Source organism: Streptomyces sp. TLI_105, assembly GCF_900105415.1.
Classification (GTDB): domain Bacteria; phylum Actinomycetota; class Actinomycetes; order Streptomycetales; family Streptomycetaceae; genus Streptomyces.
Genome location: NZ_FNSM01000001.1, coordinates 458,888 through 481,262, shown reverse-complemented (window position 1 = coordinate 481,262; position 22,375 = coordinate 458,888). Strand labels below are relative to the sequence as shown.

Here is a 22,375-nt window from a genome sequence, read left to right as displayed (position 1 = left end):
CACATGATCACCACCGGATTCACCTTCGACGAACTGGCCAAGCTGATGAAGGAGTCGGCGGGCGTCACCGTCACCCCCGCACAGCTCGAAGAGGCCCCCGAGACCCCCTTCAGCGTCCTCGGCGTCGACTCGCTCGGCCTGCTCGGCATCGTCGGCGCGCTGGAGAACGAGCACAAGGTGGCGCTGCCCACCGACGCCGAGCGCTGCAAGACGCCGGCGGAGTTCGTCGCCCTCGTCAACAACACCCTCGCAGGAGTCTGACGTGTCCGGACACACCGACAACAGCATCACCATCGACGCCCCCCTCGACCTCGTCTGGGACATCACCAACGACATCGAGAACTGGCCCCGGCTCTTCAGCGAGTACGCCTCCGTCGAGGTCCTGAAGCGGGAGGGCGACACGACCACCTTCCGCCTGACCATGCACCCCGACGAGAACGGGAAGGTCTGGAGCTGGGTGTCGGAGCGCACCACGGACCGCGAGAACCGGAGGGTCCGGGCCCGCCGCGTCGAGACCGGGCCGTTCGCGCACATGGACATCGCCTGGGAGTACGAGGAGCTGCCCGGCGGCGTCCAGATGCGGTGGGTCCAGGACTTCGCGATGAAGCCCGACGCCCCCGTCGACGACGCGTGGATGACGGACAACATCAACCGCAACTCCCGCACCCAGATGGCCCTCATCCGGGACCGCATCGTGCAGGCCGCGCGCGAGCGGCAGAGCGCGCCGGCCACGCCCGCCTGACGGACGCCGGGCAGGACCATCCGAGGAAGGAAACCGATGCACCACGCACTGATCGTCGCCCGTATGGCGCCCGGCTCGGCGCCCGCGATCGCGGACGTGTTCGCCGACTCCGACCGCGGCGAGCTGCCGCACCTGGTGGGGGTCGCCCGTCGCAGCCTGTTCCAGTTCGGCGACGTCTACCTGCACCTCATCGAGTCCGAGCAGGACCCGGCGCCGAACGTCGCCAGGCTGGCCGGACACCCCGAGTTCCGCGGCGTCAGCGAGCGTCTGTCGGCGTACGTCAGCGCGTACGACCCGACGACCTGGCGCAGCCCCAAGGACGCCATGGCGCACTGCTTCTACCGCTGGGAGCGGGACGCCGGCTCCTGAGCCGGGAACCCGGTGAAACCCGAGGCCGCCCGCCCCGCGTCAGACGCGGAGCGGGCGGCCTCGGGTTCTCCCGGCCCGGTCAGGCCGGGACGGTGCACTCGAAGGCGTGGAGGTACGCGTTGACCGGACGGATCTCGCCGATGACGAGCCCGGCGTCCGTGAGCCGGTCCACCATGCTCTGCCTGGTGTGCTTCGCGCCGCCGACGTTGAGCAGCAGGAGCAGGTCCATGGCCGTCGTGAACCTCATCGACGGGGTGTCGTCCACGAGGTTCTCGATGACGACGACGCGGGCTCCGGGCCGCGCCGCCTTCCGGACGTTCGCCAGCGTCCTGCGCGTGCTGTCGTCGTCCCACTCCAGGATGTTCTTGATGATGTAGACGTCGGCCCGGACCGGGATGTCCTCCCGGCAGTCACCGGGCTCGATCCGGACCCGGGAGGCGAGCGAGCCGCCCTCCCGCAGCCGGGGATCGGCGTTGCCGACCACCGCCGGCAGGTCGAGCAGCGTGCCGTGCAGCGCGGGGTGCCTCTCCAGGAGGCTCGCCAGGACGTGGCCCTGGCCGCCGCCGATGTCCACGACGGAGGAGGCCCCGCCCAGGTCGAGCAGTTCGGCGACGTCCTCGGCCGACTGCCTGCTCGACGTCGTCATGGCCCGGTTGAACACGTACGCGGACTCGGGCGCCTCCTCGTTGAGGTACGAGAAGAACTCCCGCTCGTACACGTCCTCGAAGACGTTCCGGCCGGAGCGCACCGCCTCGTCGAGCTTGGGCCAGACGTCCCAGGTCCAGGGCTCGGTGCACCACAGCGCGATGTAGCGCAGGCTGTGCGGGTCGTCCTCGCGCAGCAGCCGGGACATCTCCGTGTGCGCGAAGGTGCCGTCGGGCTGCTCGGTGAAGACGCCCTGGCAGGACAGGGCGCGCAGCAGCCGCCGCAGGGTCCGCGGTTCGGTCTTCACCGCGGCCGCGAGGTCCTCGGCGGTCATGGGCGTGTCGCCCAGGGCGTCGGCCACGCCCAGGCGGGCGGCCGCGCGCACGGCGGCGGCGCACGCCGCGCCGAAGACGAGTTCTCTCAGCCGCATGGGCGGCGGGGGAGCGGGATCGACGGTCGTCATCTGTTTCGCCTTGCCTTTGCTGTCGTGCTCGTACGGGTGGGGGAGGGGGAGGGTCAGCACATGCCCGCGGGCTCGGAGACGCCGCAGGTGTTGTGACGGAAGGTGTTGGTCTTGCCGATGTCCCGGTTCGCCAGGTCGGCGGTGCCGTTGCGCAGCACCACGTTGTCGCGGATCTCGATCCGTTCGTTGGGGACGCCCACGAAGCTCTTGAAGAGCACGATGCCGCCGGACAGCGGCGAGCTGCCCACGTTGTCCTCGACCCGGTTGTGCGCGACGACCGTGTCCTCGGCGCCGGTGACCACGATGCCCGAGCCCTGGAGGAAGGGCAGGCGGGGGGTCTTCGGGCACAGCTTGTTGTTCTCGTGGATGTCGTTCTGGCGCACGGTCATCGCCCCGGCGCGCGGTGTGGACTCGTCGCCCACGACGAACACGGCGGCGCAGTTGCCGGTCGCCTCGTTGTGGTCGACGGTCAGGTTCCGCAGACGCCGCACGGTGATGCCGATCCGGTTGCCGGACACGCGGTTGCCGCTGACGACGGTGCCGTGGGTGTCGGTCGCTCCTCCCTCCTCGGTGACGGTGTTGGCCAGGAAGAGCCCGGCGTCCCCGTTGTTCCTGGCGACGTTGTGCCGCAGCACGCCGCGTACGGAACGCTCCTGGGCGATGCCCCAGGTGCCGTTGGACTCGGCGGTGACCCCCTGGACGCGCAGGCGGTCGGTCCACTTGGCCCACAGGCCGTTCTTGGCGAAGCCCCGGAGGGTCAGCGAGCGCACGGTCACGCCCTCGACGGGACGGGCCTCGGTGCCGGTGACACAGACGCCGTTGCCGGCCTGGGCGCACGCGTCGGCGCCGGGGGTGCTCGCGGGCACGATGACGGTGGGGAAGACGCTCGAACCGCGGAGCGTCAGGTGCGGGGTGGTGATGCGGACGCTCTCGCGGTACGTGCCCGGGGCGAGGAGGATCGTGTCGCCGGGGCGCGCGGAGTCCACGGCCTGCTGGATCGATTCGCCCGGCTTCACCCGGTGCACCGACCAGCTGTGGGCCGACGGCGCGGCGGCGCCGAGCCCCGAGGCGGTGAGGGCCGCGGTGCACGCCAGGAGGGCGATCTGTCGTTTCGTCATATCGCGAAGTTATGAGTGGGTGTTCCGGCCCGCCACCGCTGATCCCCCGGCCGGGCCGGGGCCGACGGAGGGCCCCGGCGGGCGGGCGTGCCGACACTGGGCCGTTCGTGTGCGGGGCGGGATCACCCGTGGGGCGGTACTCCCACCACGGTGACCTGCTGCGACGGGTGCGGCCGGCGGTGGTCGTGAGCCCGAGCGGAGGACGGCCGAACGCGCTCCCCGTGTTGCGGGGGCCGCGTACGGGCCTTTGCCTCGTGCACGGAGCACAGCACAGGATGCCGCGCGATGGAGCCGGCCGGAAAGCTCCACCGAAGGAGAGAAGCATGCGTCGCGCACGTACCGGTCTGCAGGTCGGCCTGATCGTTGGCGCCGTCGTCCTGTCCGCCCCCACGGCACTCGCCGCGCCCGGGGAATCCGACGTCCGCATCACCCCCCAGAACGCCTCGCCCGGCACCACCGTCACCGTCTCCACCACCGCGTGCGGCAAGGAGACCTACGGCAAGGGGGAGTCGGAGGCGGGCGGCCGGTTCCACCTCCTGCCGGGCGACCGGTCGGGTGTCCTGGTGGGCGAGTTCGTCGTCCCGCAGGACGCCGTCTCCGGCACGGACACGGTCACCCTGAAGTGCCCGCCGCGGATCAAGCAGACCGTCACGTACCGCATCTCCGGCCGGCCCCACGGCGGCGTCGAGGCCGGCTTCGGCTGGGCGGCCGGCGCGGCGGGCCCTGTCGGAAAGGCCGTGGCGGCCCCTGCGGAGAAGGCCGCGACGGACTTCACGAGCACCCCGCTCGCCCTGGGCGGCGTCCTGCTGGCCGGTGCCGTGGCGGCCGGGGCGGTCCGGCTGCGTCGACGCGCGAGGGGAGCCCGTATCTCCGCCTGACCATCGAGGCGCTGTCCTCGGCAGGGAGTGGCCGCCACCCGGACGTCCGGGTGGCGGCCACTCCCTTGTGTCGCAGAAGCCAGAACGTGATCGGTTCATTGCGTTTTCCATGCGGTGGTTGGTCGTTTTTATCTGCATGGAATGCTCGGTGGAGGCTGTCCTTCCAGCAAGGTCACACGGCGAACCCGAACTGACTATGCTCCCCGATGTGTTGCGGAGCGCTCACAGCGAGTCATGAACGCTGCGAGCGCACGGACGGAGCGCGGCTGCGGGGAAAGCGGCCATCGACGCGATCTCGAAGCGACCCGTCGGCGCATCGCATCACCTCAGTCCGTTCATTTCAGACGGTTTAGGGACCCCTTGATGGTTCGTGCAGGTTCAATTTCCAGACCCCGGCCGACCGCCGTCGCCCGGGTATGGCTCCTCCCTCCCGGAGTTCTGGCCGCGGCCTCCGCCATAGCGCTGCTGCTCTGCCCCGCGGGGATACGGGCACCGGTCGCCTGGTGCGGACTCGCCGCGGTCCTCCTGACGGCCCTCACCTCCGCCATCGCCGTGCGTCGAACCCGTGCGGCGGAAGCGGACCGCCACACACGGGCGAGCGCCGAGGCGGCGGAGCGGCACGCCCAGCGCGAGGCCGAGCTGCTCGGACGCCTGGCCGACCAGCGGGCCACCGTCGTCTGGCTCGCCGAAGAACTCCTGCCCGCGACCGTCGCCCGTCTGCAGAAGGGCGACCCCTCCTCGGAGATCCTGGGGGCCGTCACCTTCGGGAAGCACCTCGACCCCGACTACACCGAGGCGCTCAAGGGAGCCCTGCGGACGTTCCTGGAGGCCGTGGAGGCCGAGGAGCACACCCGGGACGCCTCCCAGCGGGCCCTGGTGGCGGTCGCGCGCCGGGTCCAGGCGATCGTGCACCAGCTCGCCAAGGACCTCCACGCCATGCAGATCCTGCACGGCACGGACCTCGTGGTCTCCCGCGGCCTGCAGAACGTCGACCACCGGAACGCCCTGATCGGCCGCCTCGCGGCCAGCATCGCGGTCCTCGGCGACGCCCGGCCCGGCCGCCAGTGGTCGAAGGCGATCCCGCTCTACGACGTCCTGCGCGGGGCCATGTCTCGCATCGTGGACTACCCCCGGGTCAAGCTGCAGTCGGTGACGGAGGTGGCGGTGATCGGCCCCGGCGCCGAGCCGCTGATGCACCTGCTCGCCGAACTCCTCGACAACGCCACGACGTTCTCGCCGCCGCACACCCCCGTGGAGGTGACCGCGAGCGAGGTGCCCTCCGGCATCGCCATCGAGATCGAGGACCGCGGCGTGGGACTCACCGAAGAGGTCCGGCAGCGGGTCGAGCGCGTCATGGCGCAGTCGCAGACCGGAATCAACCTGTCGGGCCTCGGCGAGCTCACCCAGCTCGGTCTCCCGGTCGTCAGCCGGCTGGCGCGCGAGCACGGCTGCGAGGTCGACCTGCGCACCTCCGCCTACGGAGGCGTACGGGCCGTGATCCTCGTCCCCCGCCGTCTGATCACCACGGTCCCGCAGTCCGCCCTGCGGATCCCGGACGCCGCTCGGAGGCGTGCCGGCGGCGGCCCCCTCCTGCCCCGCCCGACACCGGCACCCGACGCCACCGCGGGCTCCGGCGAGGTCAGGAAGACCGCCAACGGACTCCCACAACGACGACGGGAGTCTCCCGTGCTCCCGCAGCGACGACGCGAGTCGCCCGTCCCCACCCCGGTCGTCCAGACCGGGCCCACGCCCGCCGATCCGGCGGCCTCCCGGGGCACCTCCGCCGGCACCCGCCAGCCGGGTCTGATGTGGGAGGCGTTCAACGGCGACAAGCGAGGCGACAAGAGAGCGGTCGCCGAACCCTCCCCTTCCCCCAGCGAGCCGTCAGATGAGGACGAGTAACATGCAGCCACTGCCGAACATGGACTGGATGCTCACGGAGCTCGTGAGCAGCGTCCCGTACGTGCGACACGTGGTCGTCCTGTCGTCGGACGGCCTGTGCATCGGGCAGGCGAACACGGCCCCCGACACCGCCGACGCGATCGCCGCCGCCTGCTCCGGCATCCAGAGCCTGGCGCGGGCCATCTCCCAGATGTTCCCGCAGGGGGACGGATCGACGCGGATGGTCGGGATCGAGGCCGACGGCGGCTACTTCTCCCTGATGGCGGCCGGCCCCGGGGCCTATCTCGCGGTCCTCGCCGACCAGGAGGTGGACGCCGGACTCCTCGGCGACCGCATGCGGACGCTGGTGATCCGGATCGGCCAGCACATGACCAGCCCTCCCCGTGAGGACGTCGGGCAGGCGATGTGACATCGGAGAACCAGGACCCCTGGAATGAAGGCACACCCGTCCCGCTCTACGTCATTACCGGTGGCCCGGACTCCGCGGCCAAGAGCTTCAACCTGGTCACCCTCATCGCGACGAGGGCCGAGCCCGACCCCGCCATGCAGCCCGAGCACGCGGCCATCCTCACCCTGTGCTCGTACCCGCTCTCGGTGGCCGAGGTCTCCGCATACCTCAGCCTCCCCTTCAGCGTCGTCACCGTGCTGCTCTCCAAACTCGTGGAAGAGGAGCGGGTCGAGGCCATCGCGCCCGTCCCCGTGGCGGCCTACCCCGAACGCGGCCTACTGGAGGCGGTGATCCATGGACTACGCAAGCTCTGACGTACTCGATGCCGGCCGGCGCGACGCCGACCTGCTGCTGCCCCACGGCGCCAGGGGGGTGAAGGTCGTCGTCGTCGGCGGCTTCGGGGTCGGCAAGACCACGATGGTCGGGGCGGTGAGCGAGATCCCGCCCCTGACCACCGAGGAGACCATGACGCAGGCGGGCGTCGGGATCGACGACAACCCCGGCGCCAAGGACAAGAAGACCACGACCGTCGCGATGGACTTCGGACGGATCAGCATCAACGAGGAGCTGATCCTCTACCTGTTCGGGACTCCCGGACAGGAGCGCTTCTGGTTCCTGTGGAACGGCATCTTCGAAGGCGCGCTCGGCGCGGTGGTCCTCGTCGACACCCGCAGGATCGAGGTCTCCTTCGAGGTCATCACCCGGCTCGAGGACCGCCGCGTCCCGTTCGTCGTGGCCGTCAACGCCTTCCCGGAGGCCCCGAAGTACCCCCTAGCAGACCTGCGCACCGCTCTGGCCCTCAGCGAAACCGTGCCCATCGTCACCTGTGACGCACGGGACCGGGCGTCCTGCCGCGACGCCCTGCTCTCGCTGATGGGCTACCTGTGCACCCTCGCCGCCGCCCAGGAGACCGCATGACCGTCCCGCCCACCGAACACGCCACCGCACAGCCCGGGGCCGTCCCGCCCCCGGGCTGCCCGGCCCACATCGCCGACGGCCCCGGCGGAGCCACCCGGCTCTACGGCCCCGCCGCGGAGACGGACCCCATGGGCCTGTACGAGAAGCTGCGCGCCGCCCACGGCCCGGTGGCGCCCGTCCTGCTCGACGGCGACGTACGCGCCTGGCTCGTCCTGGGGTACCTGGAGAACCGCGACGTGGCCAGCCGCCCGACCCAGTTCTCCCGTGACCCCCGCGTCTGGCACGGCTGGCGCAGCGGGGAGATCGACCCCGCCACCTCCCCGCTCATTCCGATGATCGGCTGGCGCCCCGACTGCGTCTGCGCGGACGGCGAGGAGCACCAGCGGCTGCGCGGCGCGGTCACGGCCGGCCTCAGCCAGTTCGACCACCGGGGCGTCCGGCGCCACATCACCCGCTTCGCCCACCAGGTGATCGACACCTTCTGCGAGAGCGGCGAGGCGGAGCTGGTGGAGCAGTTCACCGAGGCCGTGCCCATGCTCACGCTCAGCCATCTGCTCGGGATGTCCGACGAGTCCGCGCCCAAGCTCGTGCACGCCGCCCGTGACCTCTTCAAGGCCACCGAGACCTCGCTCGCCAGCAACGCCTACGTGCTCGAGTGCCTCGAACAGCTCGTCGCCGAGAAGCGCGCCCGGCCGGGGCACGACATCGCCTCCGCGCTCCTCGCCCACCCCGCGGGACTCACCGACGAGGAGGTCCAGCACCACCTGCGCCTCATCCTGCTCGCCGGCTACGAGACGACCGCGAACCTCATGTCGAACGTCATGCGCATGGTCGTCACCGACCCCCGGTTCCGCGGTTCGCTCGCGGGCGGTCAGATGACGCTGCCCGAGGCGGTGGAGCAGGTCCTCTGGGACGAGCCGCCGCTCATGGTGTGCCCGGGCCGCTGGGCCAACGGCGACACGACCCTCGGGGGACAGCAGATCAAGGCGGGGGACATGCTCCTGCTCGGTCTGGCCGCGGGCAACGTCGACCAGGCGATCCGCCCGGACTCCGTGACCCCCGTGCACCACAACCGCGCGCACCTGTCCTTCAGCGCCGGCACGCACGAGTGCCCGGGCCAGGACATCGGCCGCATCATCGCCGACGCGGGCATCGACATCCTGCTCACCCGGCTGCCCGACATCGCGCTGGCCGTCCCCGAGGAGAGCCTCAGCTGGCGCTCCTCCACCTGGGCCCGGCACCTGACGGCCCTGCCCGTGACCTTCGCCGCGCGCCCGCCCCAGTCCGACGACCTTCCGGCCCCGCTCCCGGCCCCGCCGCCCCAGAGCACCGGCAGGCCCGTGCCGCCCCCGCCGGTGCCCGTTCCCGGGGCGGCGCGACGGCCCGAGCCCCGCGCCTCCTGGCTGACGCGCGTCAAGCGCCTTCTGCGCAGGAGGTAGGCCCGCGTCGGGGCGACCCCGCTGCCCTCACCCCGGGAACGGGACGTCCCCGGAGGCGTAGCGGGGTGCTCCGGTGTACCAGGCGTGGAGGCCGGAGAGGAAGCCGCAGGCTCCTTCGAGCCAGGTCTCCAGTTCGGTCCGCTCGTCGCGGTCGAGGGCGAAGTGCCGGACGAGCGGGGGTAGTTCGCTCTGCCGGAGGTGCTCGAAGTCCCGCAGCCGGGCGTTCACCAGGTTCAGGGCGGCGGGCACGGCGTCGTGGAGGGTGATGCCCAGGGACGTCCCGACGACCAGGACCAGGTTGTTGACGTCCTTCTCCTCGTGCACCTCCCTCTCGTAGGACGCGATGTCGTTCGCCAGCCCCATGAAATCCATGAAGGCGTCGAGCAGGGCGCGGACGGTACGGGTGTGCCGTATCTGTTCGGGTATGCGCGCGCCGGTGGCCAATTCGACGGAATAGGGGGCGGTATAGGCGGCGAAGCTCTCCCGGCGGAACGGGGCGTAGTCGATCAGATGGGGAATGCGGCCGCTGCGGCTGTTGGCCAGTTCCTCGACTCCCGCGTCGACGTACCGCACCAGGGCCCGGTTGAACTCCACCCGCCAGTGCGCCAGCCTCGGCGGGAAGAGCTGCTGCTGCAGATCGGCGATCCCCCGCTCCACGGCGTTCGTCGGCTCGGGCAGCCGGGCACCGCGCTCGGGCCGCAGGAAGGCGTGCAGCCGGGCGGTGAAGGCCCGGGCGCCGGGAAGGTCGCCGGTCTGCTTGAAGGCGGAGGCGAAGTAGTCGTCCCAGGCGAGGGCCCAGATGTTGAACCGGTGGTTGAGCCGTAAGGCCTCGAACGAGGCGTCGGGAAGGGTCCAGGCGGTCAGCTGGTCGACGGTCATGGCGTGGAACTTCGACCGCGTCCAGATCGCGGTACGCGCCGAGGGCCACCGGCCGCCGTCCAGCATCCCCATGCCGCGCGCCCAGGTCTCGCTCTCCTCGTGCAGAGCCGGGAGATACGGATTCACCCGCAGCGCGTAGGGCATCCACAACTGCGGCAGCTCGACGGCACGCACGGTCATGGGACCGACCTCCTTCTCACTCCGGCCCGCATCGCTGTGCCGCGAGGCCGGACGATGCCCGGTCCACGGCTCTGCAAACCTGCCCACCAGAGACGGCCGGAAACCGTTCAACTAACTGAGATCAGCGATCAGTTCGGGTTCACTCGCGAAGCAGAACGGACCTTACGGCGACCGGCGCCAGACACGTCACAGCGGCTGGTCGGGCCAGTCCAGGAGCCGGGCGCCGATGACGGCCGTCTGGAGGGTGTAGCGCTGGACGGGATCGCCGGGGTCCGCGCCGGTCAGACGGTGGATGCGGTCGAGGCGGTACGTCATGGCCCGCACGCTGAGACTGAGGCTGCGGGCCGCCTGGGCGGTGACGCAGCCGGTGTCGAAGTACGCCGTGAGGGTGTCCAGGAGGGGCTTGGCACCGCCCCGGGCCTGGCGGAGCGGGCCGAGGACGGTGCCCACGAGCTCGGCCATGGCCTGCCGGTCGCGGGTGAGCACGGGGTAGACGAGGAGGTCGGCGGCGTGCAGGACCGGATCGGTGAGGTCCATGCGGGCGGCGAGGGCGAGGGCGTTGAGCGCCTCCTCGTAGGAGTGGACGACACCGCCCGCCCCCGGATGCGCGCGGCCGATCGCCACCCGGCCGCCGTCGGTCGCCGCGTACGCCTGCTTGGCGAAGTGGGTGAGCACCTCGGGCTCGTCGGCCGGGGCGACGCAGATGAGCCGCCCGTCCTTGGTGGTGAGCAGGATGCGGCGATTGCCGAAGCGGGCGACGAGCGAGGACTCGACGCTCCGGGTGACCGCGTAGCCGTCGCTGTACGGCTCCGGGCCCTGGGCGACGGCGACGGCGTGGGCGTGCGAGAGGAGCAGTCCGAAGCGCTCGGCCCGCTCCGCCAGCCGGCCGAGATCGCTGCGGCCGTGGAGCAGGTCGTCGATGAACTCGCGCCGCGCCGCCTCCTCCTGACGCACCGCCAGGTGCTGGGCCCGCTCGTGCCCCTCGGCGAAGGCGTCCACGGCCTGCTCGACGGCGCTCAGGAGGTGCTCGGCGGCCGTCTGCGACAGACCGGGACGCACCCGCTGGGCGGCGGAGAGATGGGCCCGGACGAGGGCCCGCAGTCCGATGCCGGCCTCCGCGGACCGCTCCCCGAGCGCGCCCAGGGCCTCGCGCTCCTCCCGGGTGAGCCTGCGGCGGGTCGCGCACACCGCCGCCAGTATCTCGGCGTACCCCTCCAGGTACTCCTCGGCCGGCTCCCTCTCCGTCATGGTCCCTCCCCGTCTCCCGACGCGTCCCCGACACGCGGCGATCAAGAGTGACATGCCGTCCCCCGGGGTGTGCGACCGGCATGGAGGAGACCTCGAAGACTGCCGGATCACGGCAATGCCCGACGGGTGATCCTGTCTCAGGATGGCCCCACCGGAGGGCATGGGCGTCGGCCCGATGCCGGGAGACAGAAAACGGACGGGGTTTCTCATGGATGTCGTCACCGGAGGCGCCGGCGTGCTGATCGCCGTCGTCCTGCTCATCGCCGTCGCTCTGCTCCTCGTGGTCGGCCGGCTGTTCCGCAAGGTGGAGCAGGGCAAGGCGCTGATCGTCTCCAGGACGCGCAAGGTCGACGTCACCTTCACGGGGCAGATCGTCCTGCCCGTCCTGCACAAGGCCGAGGTCATGGACATCTCGGTGAAGACCTTCGAGATCTCCCGGATGGGCCGGGACGGGCTGATCTGTCGGGACAACATCCGTGCCGACATCCGGATCTCGTTCTTCATCCGGGTCAACAAGACCGTGGAGGACGTCATCAAGGTCGCGCAGGCCATCGGCACCGCCCGGGCCAGCCACCAGGAGACCCTGGAGGAGCTGTTCCACGCCAAGTTCTCCGAGGCCGTCAAGACCGTCGGCAAGCAGCTCGACTTCACCGACCTCTACACCAAGCGCGAGGAACTGCGGTTCCGGATCATCGAGCTCATCGGCATCGACCTCAACGGCTACCACCTGGAGGACGCCGCCATCGACCACGTGGAACAGACGCCGCTGAGCCAGCTCGACCCCGGCAACATCCTCGACGCCCAGGGCATCCGCAAGATCACCGAGCTGACGGCCGTGGAGAACGTCCGGACGAACGAGTACCGGCAGAACGAGCAGAAGGAGATCACCCGCCAGAACGTCGACGCCCGCGAGGCCATCCTGGAGCTGGAGCGGCGTCAGGCCGACGCGGAGATCAAGCAGAGGCGGGAGATCGACACCTCGCGGGCACGCGAGGAGGCCGAGACCGCGCGCGTGGTGGAGGAGGAGCGGCTGCGGGCGCAGAGCGCCTTCCTCAGGACCGAGGAGCACCTCGGCGTCCAGCGCGAGAACCAGGCCCGCGAGGTGGCGGTCGCGCAGAAGAACCGCGAGCGGGTCATCGCCGTCGAGAACGAGCGGATCGAGAAGGACCGCCTCCTGGAGGTCATCGCCCGCGACCGGGAGACCCAGCTGACCCGCATCGCCGCCGACAAGGAGGTCGAGGCCGAGCGCCGCGAGATCGCCGAGGTGATCCGGGAGCGGGTCGTGGTGGACCGCACGGTCGCCGAGCAGGAGGAGTCCATCAAGCGGCTGCGCATGGTCGAGGAGGCCGAGCGCACCCGGCAGGCCGTCGTCATCGCGGCCGAGGCGGAGGCGCAGGAGAAGCTGGTCAAGGACATCAAGGCGGCGGAGGCGGCCGAGCAGGCCGCCGTCCACCGGGCTGCGGAGGAGCTCACCCTGGCGGAGGCCCGCAACAAGGCGGCCGACATGGACGCCCGCGCCAAGATCCGCCTCGCCGAGGGCGTCCAGGCCGAGGCCGCCGCCGAGGGCCTCGCGGCCGTGCGGGTACGGGACATGGAGGCCGACGTCATCGAGAAGGCCGGCCGCGCCGAGGCGGAGGCCACCGAGGCCCGGCTGCGCGCCGAGGCGGCCGGTGTCCGCGAGAAGGCGCTCGCCGAGGCGGCCGGCACGCGGGAGAAGGCGCTGGCCGAGGCCACGGCGATCGGCGAGAAGCTGAAGGCCGAGGCGGCAGGTCTGACCGAGAAGGCGGCCGCGATGGCCGCGCTGGACGGGGCCTCGCGCACCCACGAGGAGTACCGGCTGCGGCTGGCCGCCGAGAAGGAGATCCGGCTCGCCGGGCTCGACGTCCAGCGGCAGGTCGCCCAGGCGCAGGCCACCGTCCTCGCGACCGGTCTGGAGCACGCCGACATCAACATCGTCGGCGGGGATTCGGTCTTCCTCGACCGGCTCGTCCAGTCCATCGCGCTCGGCAAGTCCGTCGACGGCTTCGTGGACCACTCACAGACCGCGCAGGCGCTCGCCGGGCCGTGGCTGAACGGCTCGGGCTCCTTCACGGAGGACCTGACCAAGGTGCTGGGCTCGCTGTCCACGACCGACGTGCAGAACCTCGGGGTCTCCGCGTTCCTCGCGAAGGTCATGAACTCCGGGGTGCTCGACGGGGTGCTCGACGCGCAGGTTCCCGCCCCGGCCGCGGCGCCCGCGGCGGAGACGACCGCGCTGAACGGCGCCGCCAAGAACTGACCGCACGGGGAGCGGTCACAGAGGGTCCGGCGCCGGCAAACGGGGGAGTTGGCGGCACCGGACCCGTACTCACCACCGTACAAGGAGCGGGACGAGATGGGTGCCGGAATCGACGAGGACACGTACACGGTCTTGCGCGACCGGCTCGCGGCACGGGCCGCCGAGCTGGCCAGGCGCGCCGGAGCCCTCGACGAGGAGCGGATCGCGGCCTTCGGCTCCGGCGAGCTCGCGCTCGCCGACACCCGCCGCATCGACACCGAGCGCGCCTGCGTGCCCCAGGACGTCGTCGCCGTCGGCGACGACGTCCTGCTCCTCGGCTCCCAGCCCTCCGGCACGGGGCTCTCCGAGGTCTCGGTCGCCGACGTCCTCACCCTCCACGACCGCGACCTGAACGCGCTGCCCGCGCGGGCGGTGCCCGGACTCCTCGACGACCCCGCCTTCGTACGGGAGTTCTCCGCGCTGCACCGCTACTACCGGGGCGCGCGCCTGATCCGGCTGCGACGCGTCGAGGGCCGGCTCCTCGCCGTCTTCCGGACGGGGGAGCAGAACGACGACCTGCGGGTCCTGCGCTGGTCCGTCGGACCCGCCGGCGAGATGCGGTTCCTCGACGCCCGGGGCGAACGCGACCACGTCCTGCCTCCCTCCGACGACCTCGCATGGGTGGAGACGACCCGCGACGACCACGTACCCGGCCGGCACCCGCACATCTCGCTCGGCGGCCGCCTGTTCGTCTCCACGGTCGGCGGGACGCTGACGGTCAGGACCGACGACGACACCGACACGGCCGGGAGCGTCCACACGGAGCCGGTCGACGAGCCGCTGCAGTCCCTCGCCGACGCCGAGGTGGCCCACGCCGTCGTGGGCGCACTGATCCTGGTGCGCGTCCGCCCCTACAAGGAGGACGTCCGCCGGCACCTCGTCTTCAACACCCTGACCGGCGCCGCCGTCAGGCTCGACGCCATCGGACAGGCGTGCCTGCGGCTGCCCGAGGACGAGGGGATCGTGTTCCCCGGCGGCTACTGCCTCGCCTCAGGCGCCGTGAGGACCTTCGAGACCGACACGGCGGGACAGGCCTTCGACCGGACGGTCCGCTCGCCCGACGGGGAGCACCTCCTCTTCGTCTTCCGCGCCCGCACGGAGGGCCGGACCCTGCTCCTCCCGTACGACCCCATCGGCAAGGAGATCGCGACCCCGCTCCTCTGCCGCGGATACGCCCTGCTCGACGACGGGACGATGGCCGTGCTCCGCGGCGAGTCCGGCGAGCCGGGCCGGACCCACCCGGTGCAGATCTGGCGCACGCCGTACGTCTCCGAGACCCACCGGCGCCCCGCGGGGACCGGCCCCCTGGCCCGCATCGGCAACGCCGACCTCGTCCGGGGGATCGCCGACTGCCTGTCGATCGCCCGGCAGGCCACCGAGCCCACACCCACCACCGAGGTGTACGAGGCGCTCGTAGCCGCCTGCGTGCGCGCGGGCGACGTCCACCACTGGCTGGGCGACCCGGACACCGGCGACCTGGGCACACCCCTGACCGAACTGCGGGCCACCGCCGCGCAGGTCCTCGACGAGTTCGGCACCGTCACGGCGCTCACCCGGCAGGCGGCCGAGGCCCTCGCCGACTCCGCCCAGGAGATCGGCCGCCTCGTCCGGCGCATCCGGGGCGAGGCGCCCGCCACGGCCGGGGAGTGGATCGCCCGCATCACCGAACTCCGCACGGCACAAGGGCGCTTGGTGACCCTCAGGGACATGCGGTACGCCGACACGGCGGCCATCGACGCCCTCGCCGCGGACGTCGGGGCCGACATCGTCTCCGCCGCCCGGCGGGCCGTCGCGTTCCTCCGGGGCGAGGACGCCTTCACCGCCCACCACACCGAGGCCGAACGCCTCGCCACCGAGGCCGGGGCACTCGCCACCGTCGCCGAGACCGGGCCGGTCGGCGAACGGATCGACGCCCGCACCCACGAGCTGCGCACCCTCGGCGAGGTCATCGCCGGTCTCGACGTCGGCGACGCCACCGTCCGCGCCTCGATCCTGGCGCGCGTCGCCGACGTCCTGGGCGCGCTCAACCGCGCCCGGGCCCATCTCGCCGCCCGCCGCACCGAACTCCTGGAGCAGGAGGGCCGGGCCGAGTTCGCCGCCGAGCTCGCCCTGCTCGGCCAGGCCGTCACCGGCGCCCTGGCCGCAGCCGGCACCCCCGACCGCTGCGACGAACAGCTCGGCCGGCTCCTGCTCCAGCTGGAGAACCTGGAATCCCGCTTCACCGGGCACGACGGCTTCCTCGCCGCCGTCGCCGAGCGGCGCACCGAGATCCACGACGCCTTCACCGCACGCGGACAGGCCCTCCAGGACGCCCGTGCCCGCCGCGCCGCGCGCCTCGCCGGCTCGGCCGGCCGGGTCCTGGAAACCATCGCCCGACGGGCGGCGGGCCTGACCGACCTGGACGAGGTGCACACCTACTTCGCCTCCGACCCCATGGTCACCCGGGTCCGGCGCCTCGGCGAGGAACTGCGGGAGCTCGGCGACCGGGCACGGGCGGAGGAGCTGGAGAGCCGCCTCGGCGCCGCCCGCCAGGAGGCCGGGCGGGCACTGCGGGACCGCGCCGAGCTCTTCTCCGACGGCGGCGACACGATCCGCCTCGGCCGGCACCGCTTCGCCGTCACCCGGCAGGCCCCCGAGCTGACCCTCGTCCCGCACGAGGACGCGGGCGGGGGCTCGGGCGGGGGCGCCCTCGTCCTCGCCCTGACGGGAACCGACTACCGCGAACCCGTCACCCACCCGGCCCTCACCGCCGCCCGTCACCTCTGGGACCGGACCCTGCCCTCCGAGTCGCCCGAGGTCTACCGGGCCGAGCACCTGGCGGCACGCCTCCTGGCCGAGCACGGCACGGACGGCCTCGCCGGAGCGGACCTCGGCGCGCTCGCCCGGCAGGCGGCCGAGGCCGCCTACGACGAGGGCCACGAGCGCGGCGTCCACGACCACGACGCGGCGCTGATCCTGGAAGCGGTGCTGAAGCTGGACGAAGGCGCCGGACCGCTGCGCCACACCGGGGCGGCGCGCGCGACCGCCCAGCTCTTCTGGGCGTCCACCACCGACGGGGCCCGCGCGCAGTGGACCCACCAGGCGGTCGCGCTGACCCGGGCCCGTGACCTCTTCGGCACCGACTCGGCCCTCGACGGGCTGAGGGAGGAGCTCGCCGAAGCGACCGGGGACCCGGCGGCGGCCGCGTACCTGACGGACGAACTCGCCTCCGGCCCGGCGGGCTTCGCCGTCTCCGGCGCGGCGCGCGCCCTCCTCGCCGCCTTCCGCCGCACCGTCGGCGCCTCCGCCTACGACGACGCCCTCGCCGCCCTCACCGAGCCGGACGCGCGACGCCGGTTCGTCGAGGCCTGGCTCACCTCGTACGCGTCGGCGTCCGGGGAGCCGTACGACCCGGGCGTGCTCGCCGAGGCCGTCGCCGTCGAGCTCTGCCCGGGGCTCGACCGCTACGAGGTCGACGCCCCGACCACGGCCACGATCACCGGGCTCCTCGGCGACCACCCCCGGGTGCGGGCACGCTCGCTGGAACTGCGACTCGACGAGTTCCTCGCCAGGACACGGCACTTCGCCGCCGTCGACGCGCCGGCCTTCCGCGCCCACCAGCGGCAGCGGACGGAACTCCTCACCGCCGAGCGCGCCCGCCTCCGCCTGGACGCGTACCGCCCCCGCGTCATGTCGTCCTTCGTCCGCAACCGGCTCGTCGACGAGGTCTACCTCCCGCTCCTCGGCGACAACCTCGCCAAGCAGCTCGGCGCCGCCGGAACCGCCGAGCGCGGCGACTCCCACGGGCTGCTGCTGCTCCTCTCCCCGCCCGGCTACGGCAAGACCACCCTCGTCGAGTACGTCGCCGAACGCCTCGGCCTGCTGCTCGTCAAGGTCGACGGCCCCGCCCTCGGCCGGCGGACGACCTCCCTCGACCCCGCCGCGGCACCCGACGCCACCGCCCGCCGGGAGCTGGAGAAGATCGCCTTCGCCCTGGCCGCCGCCCACAACGTCCTGCTGTACGTGGACGACATCCAGCACACCTCCCCGGAGTTCCTGCAGAAGTTCATCCCCCTCTGCGACGCCACCCGGACCCTGAACGGCCACGACCTACGCGGAAAACGCTTCGCCGTCTGCATGGCCGGAAACCCGTACACCGAGTCCGGACGGGCCTTCCGCGTGCCGGACATGCTCGCCAGCCGGGCCGACGTGTGGAACCTCGGCGACGTGCTGACCGGCAAGGAGGAGGCCTTCGCGTTCAGCTTCGTCGAGAACGCCCTCACCTCCCACCCGCTCCTCGCCCCGCTCGCCGGGCGCGACCGCGCCGACCTGGAGCTCCTCACCCGGCTGGCCGCAGGCGACCCGGCCGCACGCCGCGACCGGCTCACCCACCCCTACGCCCCGGCCGAACTCGACCAGGTCCTCGCCGTCCTCCGCCGTCTCCTCACCGCCCGGGAGACCGTCCTCGCCGTCAACGAGGCGTACATCGCCTCCGCCGCCACCGCCGACGAGGCCCGCACCGCAGCGCCGTTCCGGCTCCAGGGGTCGTACCGTACGATGAGCAAGATCACGGCCCGCATCTCGCCCGTCATGGACGACGCCGAACTCGCCGCCCTGATCGACGACCACTACACCGCCGAGGCCCAGACGCTGACCACCGAAGCCGAGGCCAACCTCCTCGAACTCGCCGCCCTGCGCGGCACCCTCACCCCGGCACAGTCCGCGCGCCGCACGGAGCTGAACGCCGCCCGCACCCGCGCCCGCGCGCTCGGGGACTCCGGAGACGACCCCCTGGCCCGCGCGGTCGCCGCCCTCGGCCTGCTCGCCGACCGCATCACGGCCGTCGAGAAGGCGATCACCCGCGCGACGGACGCGCCCCACCCGCCCCGGAACACCGCCGGAACCGACGGAGGAAGAGAGAGACGGCATGGCCAAGCCGGTGCACGCGGCGATCGGACAGAAGTCGATCCGCTGCCAGGTGTGTGACAACGACACCTTCCGCGAGCGGGAGGTGAAGCTGAACAGCACGGGGATGGAGTTCTTCAACATGGCCTGGGCGAACGAGTCGGCGACCGGACTGATCTGCTGGTCGTGCGGCTACGTCCACCTCTTCGTCAACCGGGACATCAGGCTCTACCGGACACGCGACTGACACCGGCTCCCGACGAGACCGGCGCCTTCGCCGTGGCCCGGACGGCTCAGGCGGTGAACGAGCCGTGCCGGCCGGCCCCGGCCGTGAAGCGCGCGGCGCCGCTGAGGGTCTCGCCGGCCGACAGGGGCACCATGCCGTGCCGCAGTTCGACCGCCAGCGCCTCGGGTTCGGGCAGGCCGTGCTGCTCCCGGACGGACAGGCGGTCGTGGCGCAGGCACAGCTGGGGGAACGCGGCGATCTCCCGGGCGAGGTCCTCCGCCGCGGCCCGCGCCCGGCCCGGCGGTACGAGACGGTTCGCGAGCCCGATCTCGTACGCCTCGGCGGCCGCGACCGGCCGGCCGGTCAGGATCAGGTCCATGGCGCGGCTCTCGCCGATCAGCCGGGGCAGCCGGACCGTGCCGCCGTCGATCAGGGGCACGCCCCACCGGCGGCAGAACACCCCGAGGACCGCGTCCTCCTCGACCACGCGCAGATCGCACCAGAGGGCCAGTTCGAGCCCGCCGGCCACCGCATGGCCGCTGACGGCCGCGACGACCGGTTTCGTCAGGCGCAGCCGGGTCGGCCCCATCGGGCCGTCGCCGTCGGGCGCCACCCGGTTCCCGCGCTCGGTGCCGACGGCCTTGAGGTCGGCGCCCGCGCAGAACGTGCCGCCCTCGCCCCACAGCACCGCGACCGAGGCCTCCTCGTCGGCCTCGAACGCCCGGAAGGCGTCGGCCAGTCGCCGCGCCGTCGGCCCGTCCACGGCGTTGCGGGCGGCGGGCCGGGACAGGACCACCGTGGTCACGGGCCCGTCGCGCTCGACGCGGACGGCGTCCTGCTCCGCCGGTGTCGCTGATGCATCGGTCATGGGGGCATTCTCACGTGGCCGTGGCCCGACGGCCAGACCGGGGAGCCCGGCGCGAAGGCGGGGTGAGCACGGAGGCGGGGTGAGCACGGCGGTGGTGGGTGAGCACGGCGGGCACAGGTGAGTACGGCAGTCGTGGATGAGCACGGCGGCCGCCATTTCATCCGCCGTACATGGAACCGCGGTTCCACTCCGCATACTGTCGTGGCCATGGCAGCAGGAATCCTCACTGCGCGCCGCCACGTCGACCAAGGGCACCTGGCGAGCGCCCTGTGTACGGTCGCCCCGGCGCGCTGAACGCGCCCCTTCCCCCCCACGGGATCCCCACCTGGCGCCCCCGCCTGACTCCCGTCTCTTCCCCTTCCCCACCGCGGCCCGACGGCACGTCTCCCCGTGCCTCCGTCCGCCGTGTCCCTCGTGCAGTCGCACCCGGAGGAATGGACATCATGAGCGAGAACCGACGCCCGCAGGTGAGCCGACGAGGCTTCCTCGGCGGCGCCGCCGCCGTCGCGGCCGCGACCGCCGTACCCGCCCTCGCGCAGGTCGCCGCGGCCGGCCCCGCCGCTGCCGCCGGCCGGCCGAACATCCTGCTGATCGTCACCGACGACCAGCCCAAGCACACCGAATGGGCCCTGCCCAAGACCGTCGCCTGGCTCGCCGACCAGGGCGTGAGGTTCACCGACGGCCACGTCACCACCCCGCTGTGCGCGCCCTCGCGTTCCAGCGTGTTCTCCGGCCGTCACGCCCACAACCACGGCGTGCGCAACAACGGCGCCTCCCACGCGCTGGACCAGAGCACCACCGTGCAGAAGTACCTCAAGCAGGCGGGCTACCGCACCGGCCTGTTCGGCAAGTACCTCAACTCCTGGACCCTGGCGGACAATCCGCCGCACTTCGAGGAGTTCGCCCTCCTCCAGCCCGGGTACGTCGACGCCCAGTGGAACGTCGACGGCACCGTCCAGACGATCAACGGCTACACCACCACCATCGTCAAGAACCGCACCCTGAAATTCCTCGACAAGGCCGCCACCGACACCAGGCCCTGGTTCGCGTACGTCACGCCCTACGCCTCCCACGGCCCGCGCACCCCCGAGGCGAAGTACGCCGACACCCCCGTGCCCGACTGGAACGGCCGTCCCTCGGTCCCCGAGAACGACCGCAGCGACAAGCCCGGCTACATCAAGAACGCCACCGGCACCCTCGCCGACGGCCGGACCATCCGCGCCGAGCAGCTGCGCACCCTGCTCTCCGTCGACGACGCCGTACAGGCGTTCAAGGACAAGCTCCAGGCCCTGGGCCAGCTCGACAACACCCTCGTCATCTACATCGGCGACAACGGATTCAGCTGGGGCGACCACGGCTGGACCGCGAAGTCGGTGCCCTACCGCCCCGCGCACGAGGTGCCGTTCTACCTCTCCTGGCCGGCCGGCGGCCTCGGCGCGGGGACCCAGGACAACCGCATCGTCGCCAACATCGACATCGCCCCCACCATCCTCGACGCCGCCGGCATCACCCCGAGCGCCCCGCAGGACGGCCGGTCCCTGCTCTCCTCCTACAGCCGCGACCACCTCCTGGTGGAATGGTGGAAGCAGGGCACCACCGCCGGAGGCGCGCCCACCTGGTCCTCGTACGTGGCCAAGGACGAGCAGTACACGGAGTACTACGACCTGACGACCGACGGGAACGGCACGGTGTCCGGCACCGGACAGGTGAAGTTCCGCGAGTACTACGACCTGGTGAACGACCCCTACCAGCTGACCAACAAGCTCTACCAGGCCACACCGGCCCAGGAGCAGGCCCTCGGCATCCCCGCCCTGGCCGCGCAGCTCGCCGCCGACCGCGTGGCCTGACCCGCGCCACCGCACTGCCGGCCGGCCCCGCGCCGCGACGCGCGGGGCCGGCCGCCCACCCTTCCGATTCCGCCGGAGTCGTCATGCCCTCGTGCTGCACCCCAGGTCACGCCCCCCTCCCCGTCATGACCCTCGCCCCGCCCCGACCCCCGGCCCGCCCCTCCCGGGTCGCCCGGCAGCTGCTCTCCCTGCCCGGAGGGCGCTTCCTCATGGGCACCGACGACCCGGAGGGCTTCCCCGCCGACGCCGAGGGCCCGGTCCGCGAGGTGACCGTGGAGCCCTTCCGCATCGCGGCCACGACGGTGACGAACGCGCAGTTCGCCACCTTCGTCAAAGCCACCGGACACGTCACCGACGCCGAGCGCTTCGGCTTCTCCTTCACGTTCGGGGCCTTCCTGGGGGAGGAAGTCGCGGCCGTGTCCCCGCCCGTGCCGGGCGTCCCGTGGTGGCGGACGGTGGACGGCGCCTCGTGGCGCCGGCCCGAAGGCCCCGGCTCCCACGTCACCGACCGGCAGAACCACCCCGTCGTCCATGTGTCCTGGCACGACGCCCAGGCCTACTGCGCCTGGTCCGGCACCCGCCTGCCCACCGAGGCCGAGTGGGAGTACGCGGCCCGTGGCGGCCTGGAGCAGCGCCGCTACCCGTGGGGCGACGAGCTCACATCGGACGGCCGTCCCCTGTGCAACATCTGGCGGGGCGATTTCCCCGACCTCCCCGCCGACGGCGGCCACGCGGGCACGGCCCCCGCGAAGTCCTTCCGGCCCAACGGCTTCGGCCTCTACAACACGGTCGGCAACGTCTGGGAGTGGTGCGCGGACCGGTTCGCCCCCGGCGAGGAGACCGCGCGCGCGATGCGCGGCGGCTCGTACCTGTGCCACGACTCCTACTGCAACCGGTACCGGGTGGCCGCCCGCAGCTCCAACACACCCGACAGCTCGACCGGGAACATCGGCTTCCGGGTGGCCGCCGACCCCGCATAGCGCCGTCCGCCCGCCGTGACGGGG

The 22,375-nt window shown here is 72.5% G+C and carries 19 protein-coding genes; 14 read left to right on the top strand and 5 right to left on the bottom strand.

Going from position 1 to position 22,375, the window contains the following annotated elements; all coding sequences use genetic code 11:
- Positions 1-3 precede the first annotated feature (3 nt).
- From BLW86_RS02380 to BLW86_RS02370, 3 genes are read left to right on the top strand one after another with little or no spacing between them, the layout of a single operon-like run.
- A complete protein-coding gene (locus BLW86_RS02380; protein ID WP_093872454.1) occupies positions 4-261 on the top strand; it encodes an acyl carrier protein in 258 nt (85 codons plus the stop codon).
- Between the two features lies 1 nt (position 262).
- A complete protein-coding gene (locus tag BLW86_RS02375) occupies positions 263-742 on the top strand; it encodes an SRPBCC family protein (protein ID WP_093872453.1) in 480 nt (159 codons plus the stop codon).
- Positions 743-778: 36 nt separating this feature from the next.
- Positions 779-1,111 carry a TcmI family type II polyketide cyclase gene (locus tag BLW86_RS02370; RefSeq protein WP_030690533.1) on the top strand — a complete coding sequence of 111 codons (333 nt, stop codon included), beginning with the start codon at positions 779-781 and terminating at the stop codon, positions 1,109-1,111.
- A gap of 79 nt (positions 1,112-1,190) precedes the next feature.
- On the opposite strand, the gene BLW86_RS02365 is transcribed toward BLW86_RS02370, so the two are convergent.
- Both BLW86_RS02365 and BLW86_RS02360 read right to left on the bottom strand, forming a co-directional pair.
- Positions 1,191-2,219 carry a methyltransferase gene (locus BLW86_RS02365; protein WP_093878452.1) on the bottom strand — a complete coding sequence of 343 codons (1,029 nt, stop codon included), beginning with the start codon at positions 2,217-2,219 and terminating at the stop codon, positions 1,191-1,193.
- 53 nt (positions 2,220-2,272) lie between these two features.
- Positions 2,273-3,337 carry a right-handed parallel beta-helix repeat-containing protein gene (locus tag BLW86_RS02360; protein WP_093872452.1) on the bottom strand — a complete coding sequence of 355 codons (1,065 nt, stop codon included), beginning with the start codon at positions 3,335-3,337 and terminating at the stop codon, positions 2,273-2,275.
- A gap of 323 nt (positions 3,338-3,660) precedes the next feature.
- Here BLW86_RS02360 and BLW86_RS02355 point away from each other — a divergent pair, with 323 nt between their 5' ends.
- The 6 genes from BLW86_RS02355 (at position 3,661) to BLW86_RS02330 (ending at position 8,922) form a co-directional block, all read left to right on the top strand.
- Entirely contained in the window at positions 3,661-4,215 is a 555-nt protein-coding gene (locus BLW86_RS02355) for a sortase (RefSeq protein ID WP_093872451.1), read from the top strand.
- A gap of 552 nt (positions 4,216-4,767) precedes the next feature.
- Positions 4,768-6,117 (top strand): sensor histidine kinase, encoded by a 1,350-nt coding sequence (locus BLW86_RS02350; protein ID WP_143060209.1) that lies wholly within the window; start codon positions 4,768-4,770, stop codon positions 6,115-6,117.
- A gap of 1 nt (position 6,118) precedes the next feature.
- Positions 6,119-6,526 carry a roadblock/LC7 domain-containing protein gene (locus BLW86_RS02345; RefSeq protein ID WP_229860368.1) on the top strand — a complete coding sequence of 136 codons (408 nt, stop codon included), beginning with the start codon at positions 6,119-6,121 and terminating at the stop codon, positions 6,524-6,526.
- On the top strand, positions 6,523-6,879 hold the full coding sequence (locus BLW86_RS02340) for a DUF742 domain-containing protein (protein WP_093872449.1): 357 nt from the start codon (positions 6,523-6,525) through the stop codon (positions 6,877-6,879). Before BLW86_RS02345 ends, BLW86_RS02340 begins: the two co-directional genes overlap by 4 nt.
- Complete coding sequence (locus tag BLW86_RS02335) at positions 6,860-7,483, top strand: GTP-binding protein (protein WP_093872448.1); 624 nt, start codon at positions 6,860-6,862, stop codon at positions 7,481-7,483. The genes BLW86_RS02340 and BLW86_RS02335 overlap by 20 nt, the downstream gene beginning before the upstream one ends.
- Positions 7,480-8,922 carry a cytochrome P450 gene (locus BLW86_RS02330; RefSeq protein WP_093872447.1) on the top strand — a complete coding sequence of 481 codons (1,443 nt, stop codon included), beginning with the start codon at positions 7,480-7,482 and terminating at the stop codon, positions 8,920-8,922. Before BLW86_RS02335 ends, BLW86_RS02330 begins: the two co-directional genes overlap by 4 nt.
- A 27-nt stretch (positions 8,923-8,949) precedes the next feature.
- Here the strand turns inward: BLW86_RS02330 and BLW86_RS02325 are convergent, their stop codons facing one another.
- Positions 8,950-9,981, bottom strand: coding sequence for a terpene synthase family protein (locus BLW86_RS02325; RefSeq protein WP_093872446.1), 1,032 nt, complete (start codon positions 9,979-9,981; stop codon positions 8,950-8,952).
- A gap of 186 nt (positions 9,982-10,167) precedes the next feature.
- On the bottom strand, positions 10,168-11,229 hold the full coding sequence (locus BLW86_RS02320) for a PucR family transcriptional regulator (protein WP_093872445.1): 1,062 nt from the start codon (positions 11,227-11,229) through the stop codon (positions 10,168-10,170).
- A 208-nt stretch (positions 11,230-11,437) separates the two neighbouring features.
- Here BLW86_RS02320 and BLW86_RS02315 point away from each other — a divergent pair, with 208 nt between their 5' ends.
- From BLW86_RS02315 to BLW86_RS02305, 3 genes are all read left to right on the top strand, one after another.
- On the top strand, positions 11,438-13,507 hold the full coding sequence (locus tag BLW86_RS02315; RefSeq protein WP_093872444.1) for a flotillin family protein: 2,070 nt from the start codon (positions 11,438-11,440) through the stop codon (positions 13,505-13,507).
- A 96-nt stretch (positions 13,508-13,603) separates the two neighbouring features.
- Positions 13,604-18,511, top strand: coding sequence for a DNA repair ATPase (locus BLW86_RS02310; RefSeq protein ID WP_093872443.1), 4,908 nt, complete (start codon positions 13,604-13,606; stop codon positions 18,509-18,511).
- A complete protein-coding gene (locus BLW86_RS02305; protein WP_093872442.1) occupies positions 18,453-18,677 on the top strand; it encodes a hypothetical protein in 225 nt (74 codons plus the stop codon). The genes BLW86_RS02310 and BLW86_RS02305 overlap by 59 nt, the downstream gene beginning before the upstream one ends.
- A gap of 46 nt (positions 18,678-18,723) precedes the next feature.
- On the opposite strand, the gene BLW86_RS02300 is transcribed toward BLW86_RS02305, so the two are convergent.
- Positions 18,724-19,524, bottom strand: a complete 801-nt coding sequence (locus BLW86_RS02300; RefSeq protein ID WP_093872441.1) for a crotonase/enoyl-CoA hydratase family protein — start codon at positions 19,522-19,524, stop codon at positions 18,724-18,726.
- 443 nt (positions 19,525-19,967) lie between these two features.
- Between BLW86_RS02300 and BLW86_RS02295 the strand changes: the two genes are divergently transcribed.
- The gene (locus BLW86_RS02295; RefSeq protein WP_093878450.1) at positions 19,968-21,371 is read left to right on the top strand and encodes a sulfatase family protein; all 1,404 of its coding nucleotides are present in this window, start codon (positions 19,968-19,970) and stop codon (positions 21,369-21,371) included.
- Positions 21,372-21,496: 125 nt separating this feature from the next.
- The gene (locus tag BLW86_RS02290) at positions 21,497-22,351 is read left to right on the top strand and encodes a formylglycine-generating enzyme family protein (RefSeq protein WP_256341173.1); all 855 of its coding nucleotides are present in this window, start codon (positions 21,497-21,499) and stop codon (positions 22,349-22,351) included.
- Positions 22,352-22,375: the final 24 nt, after the last annotated feature.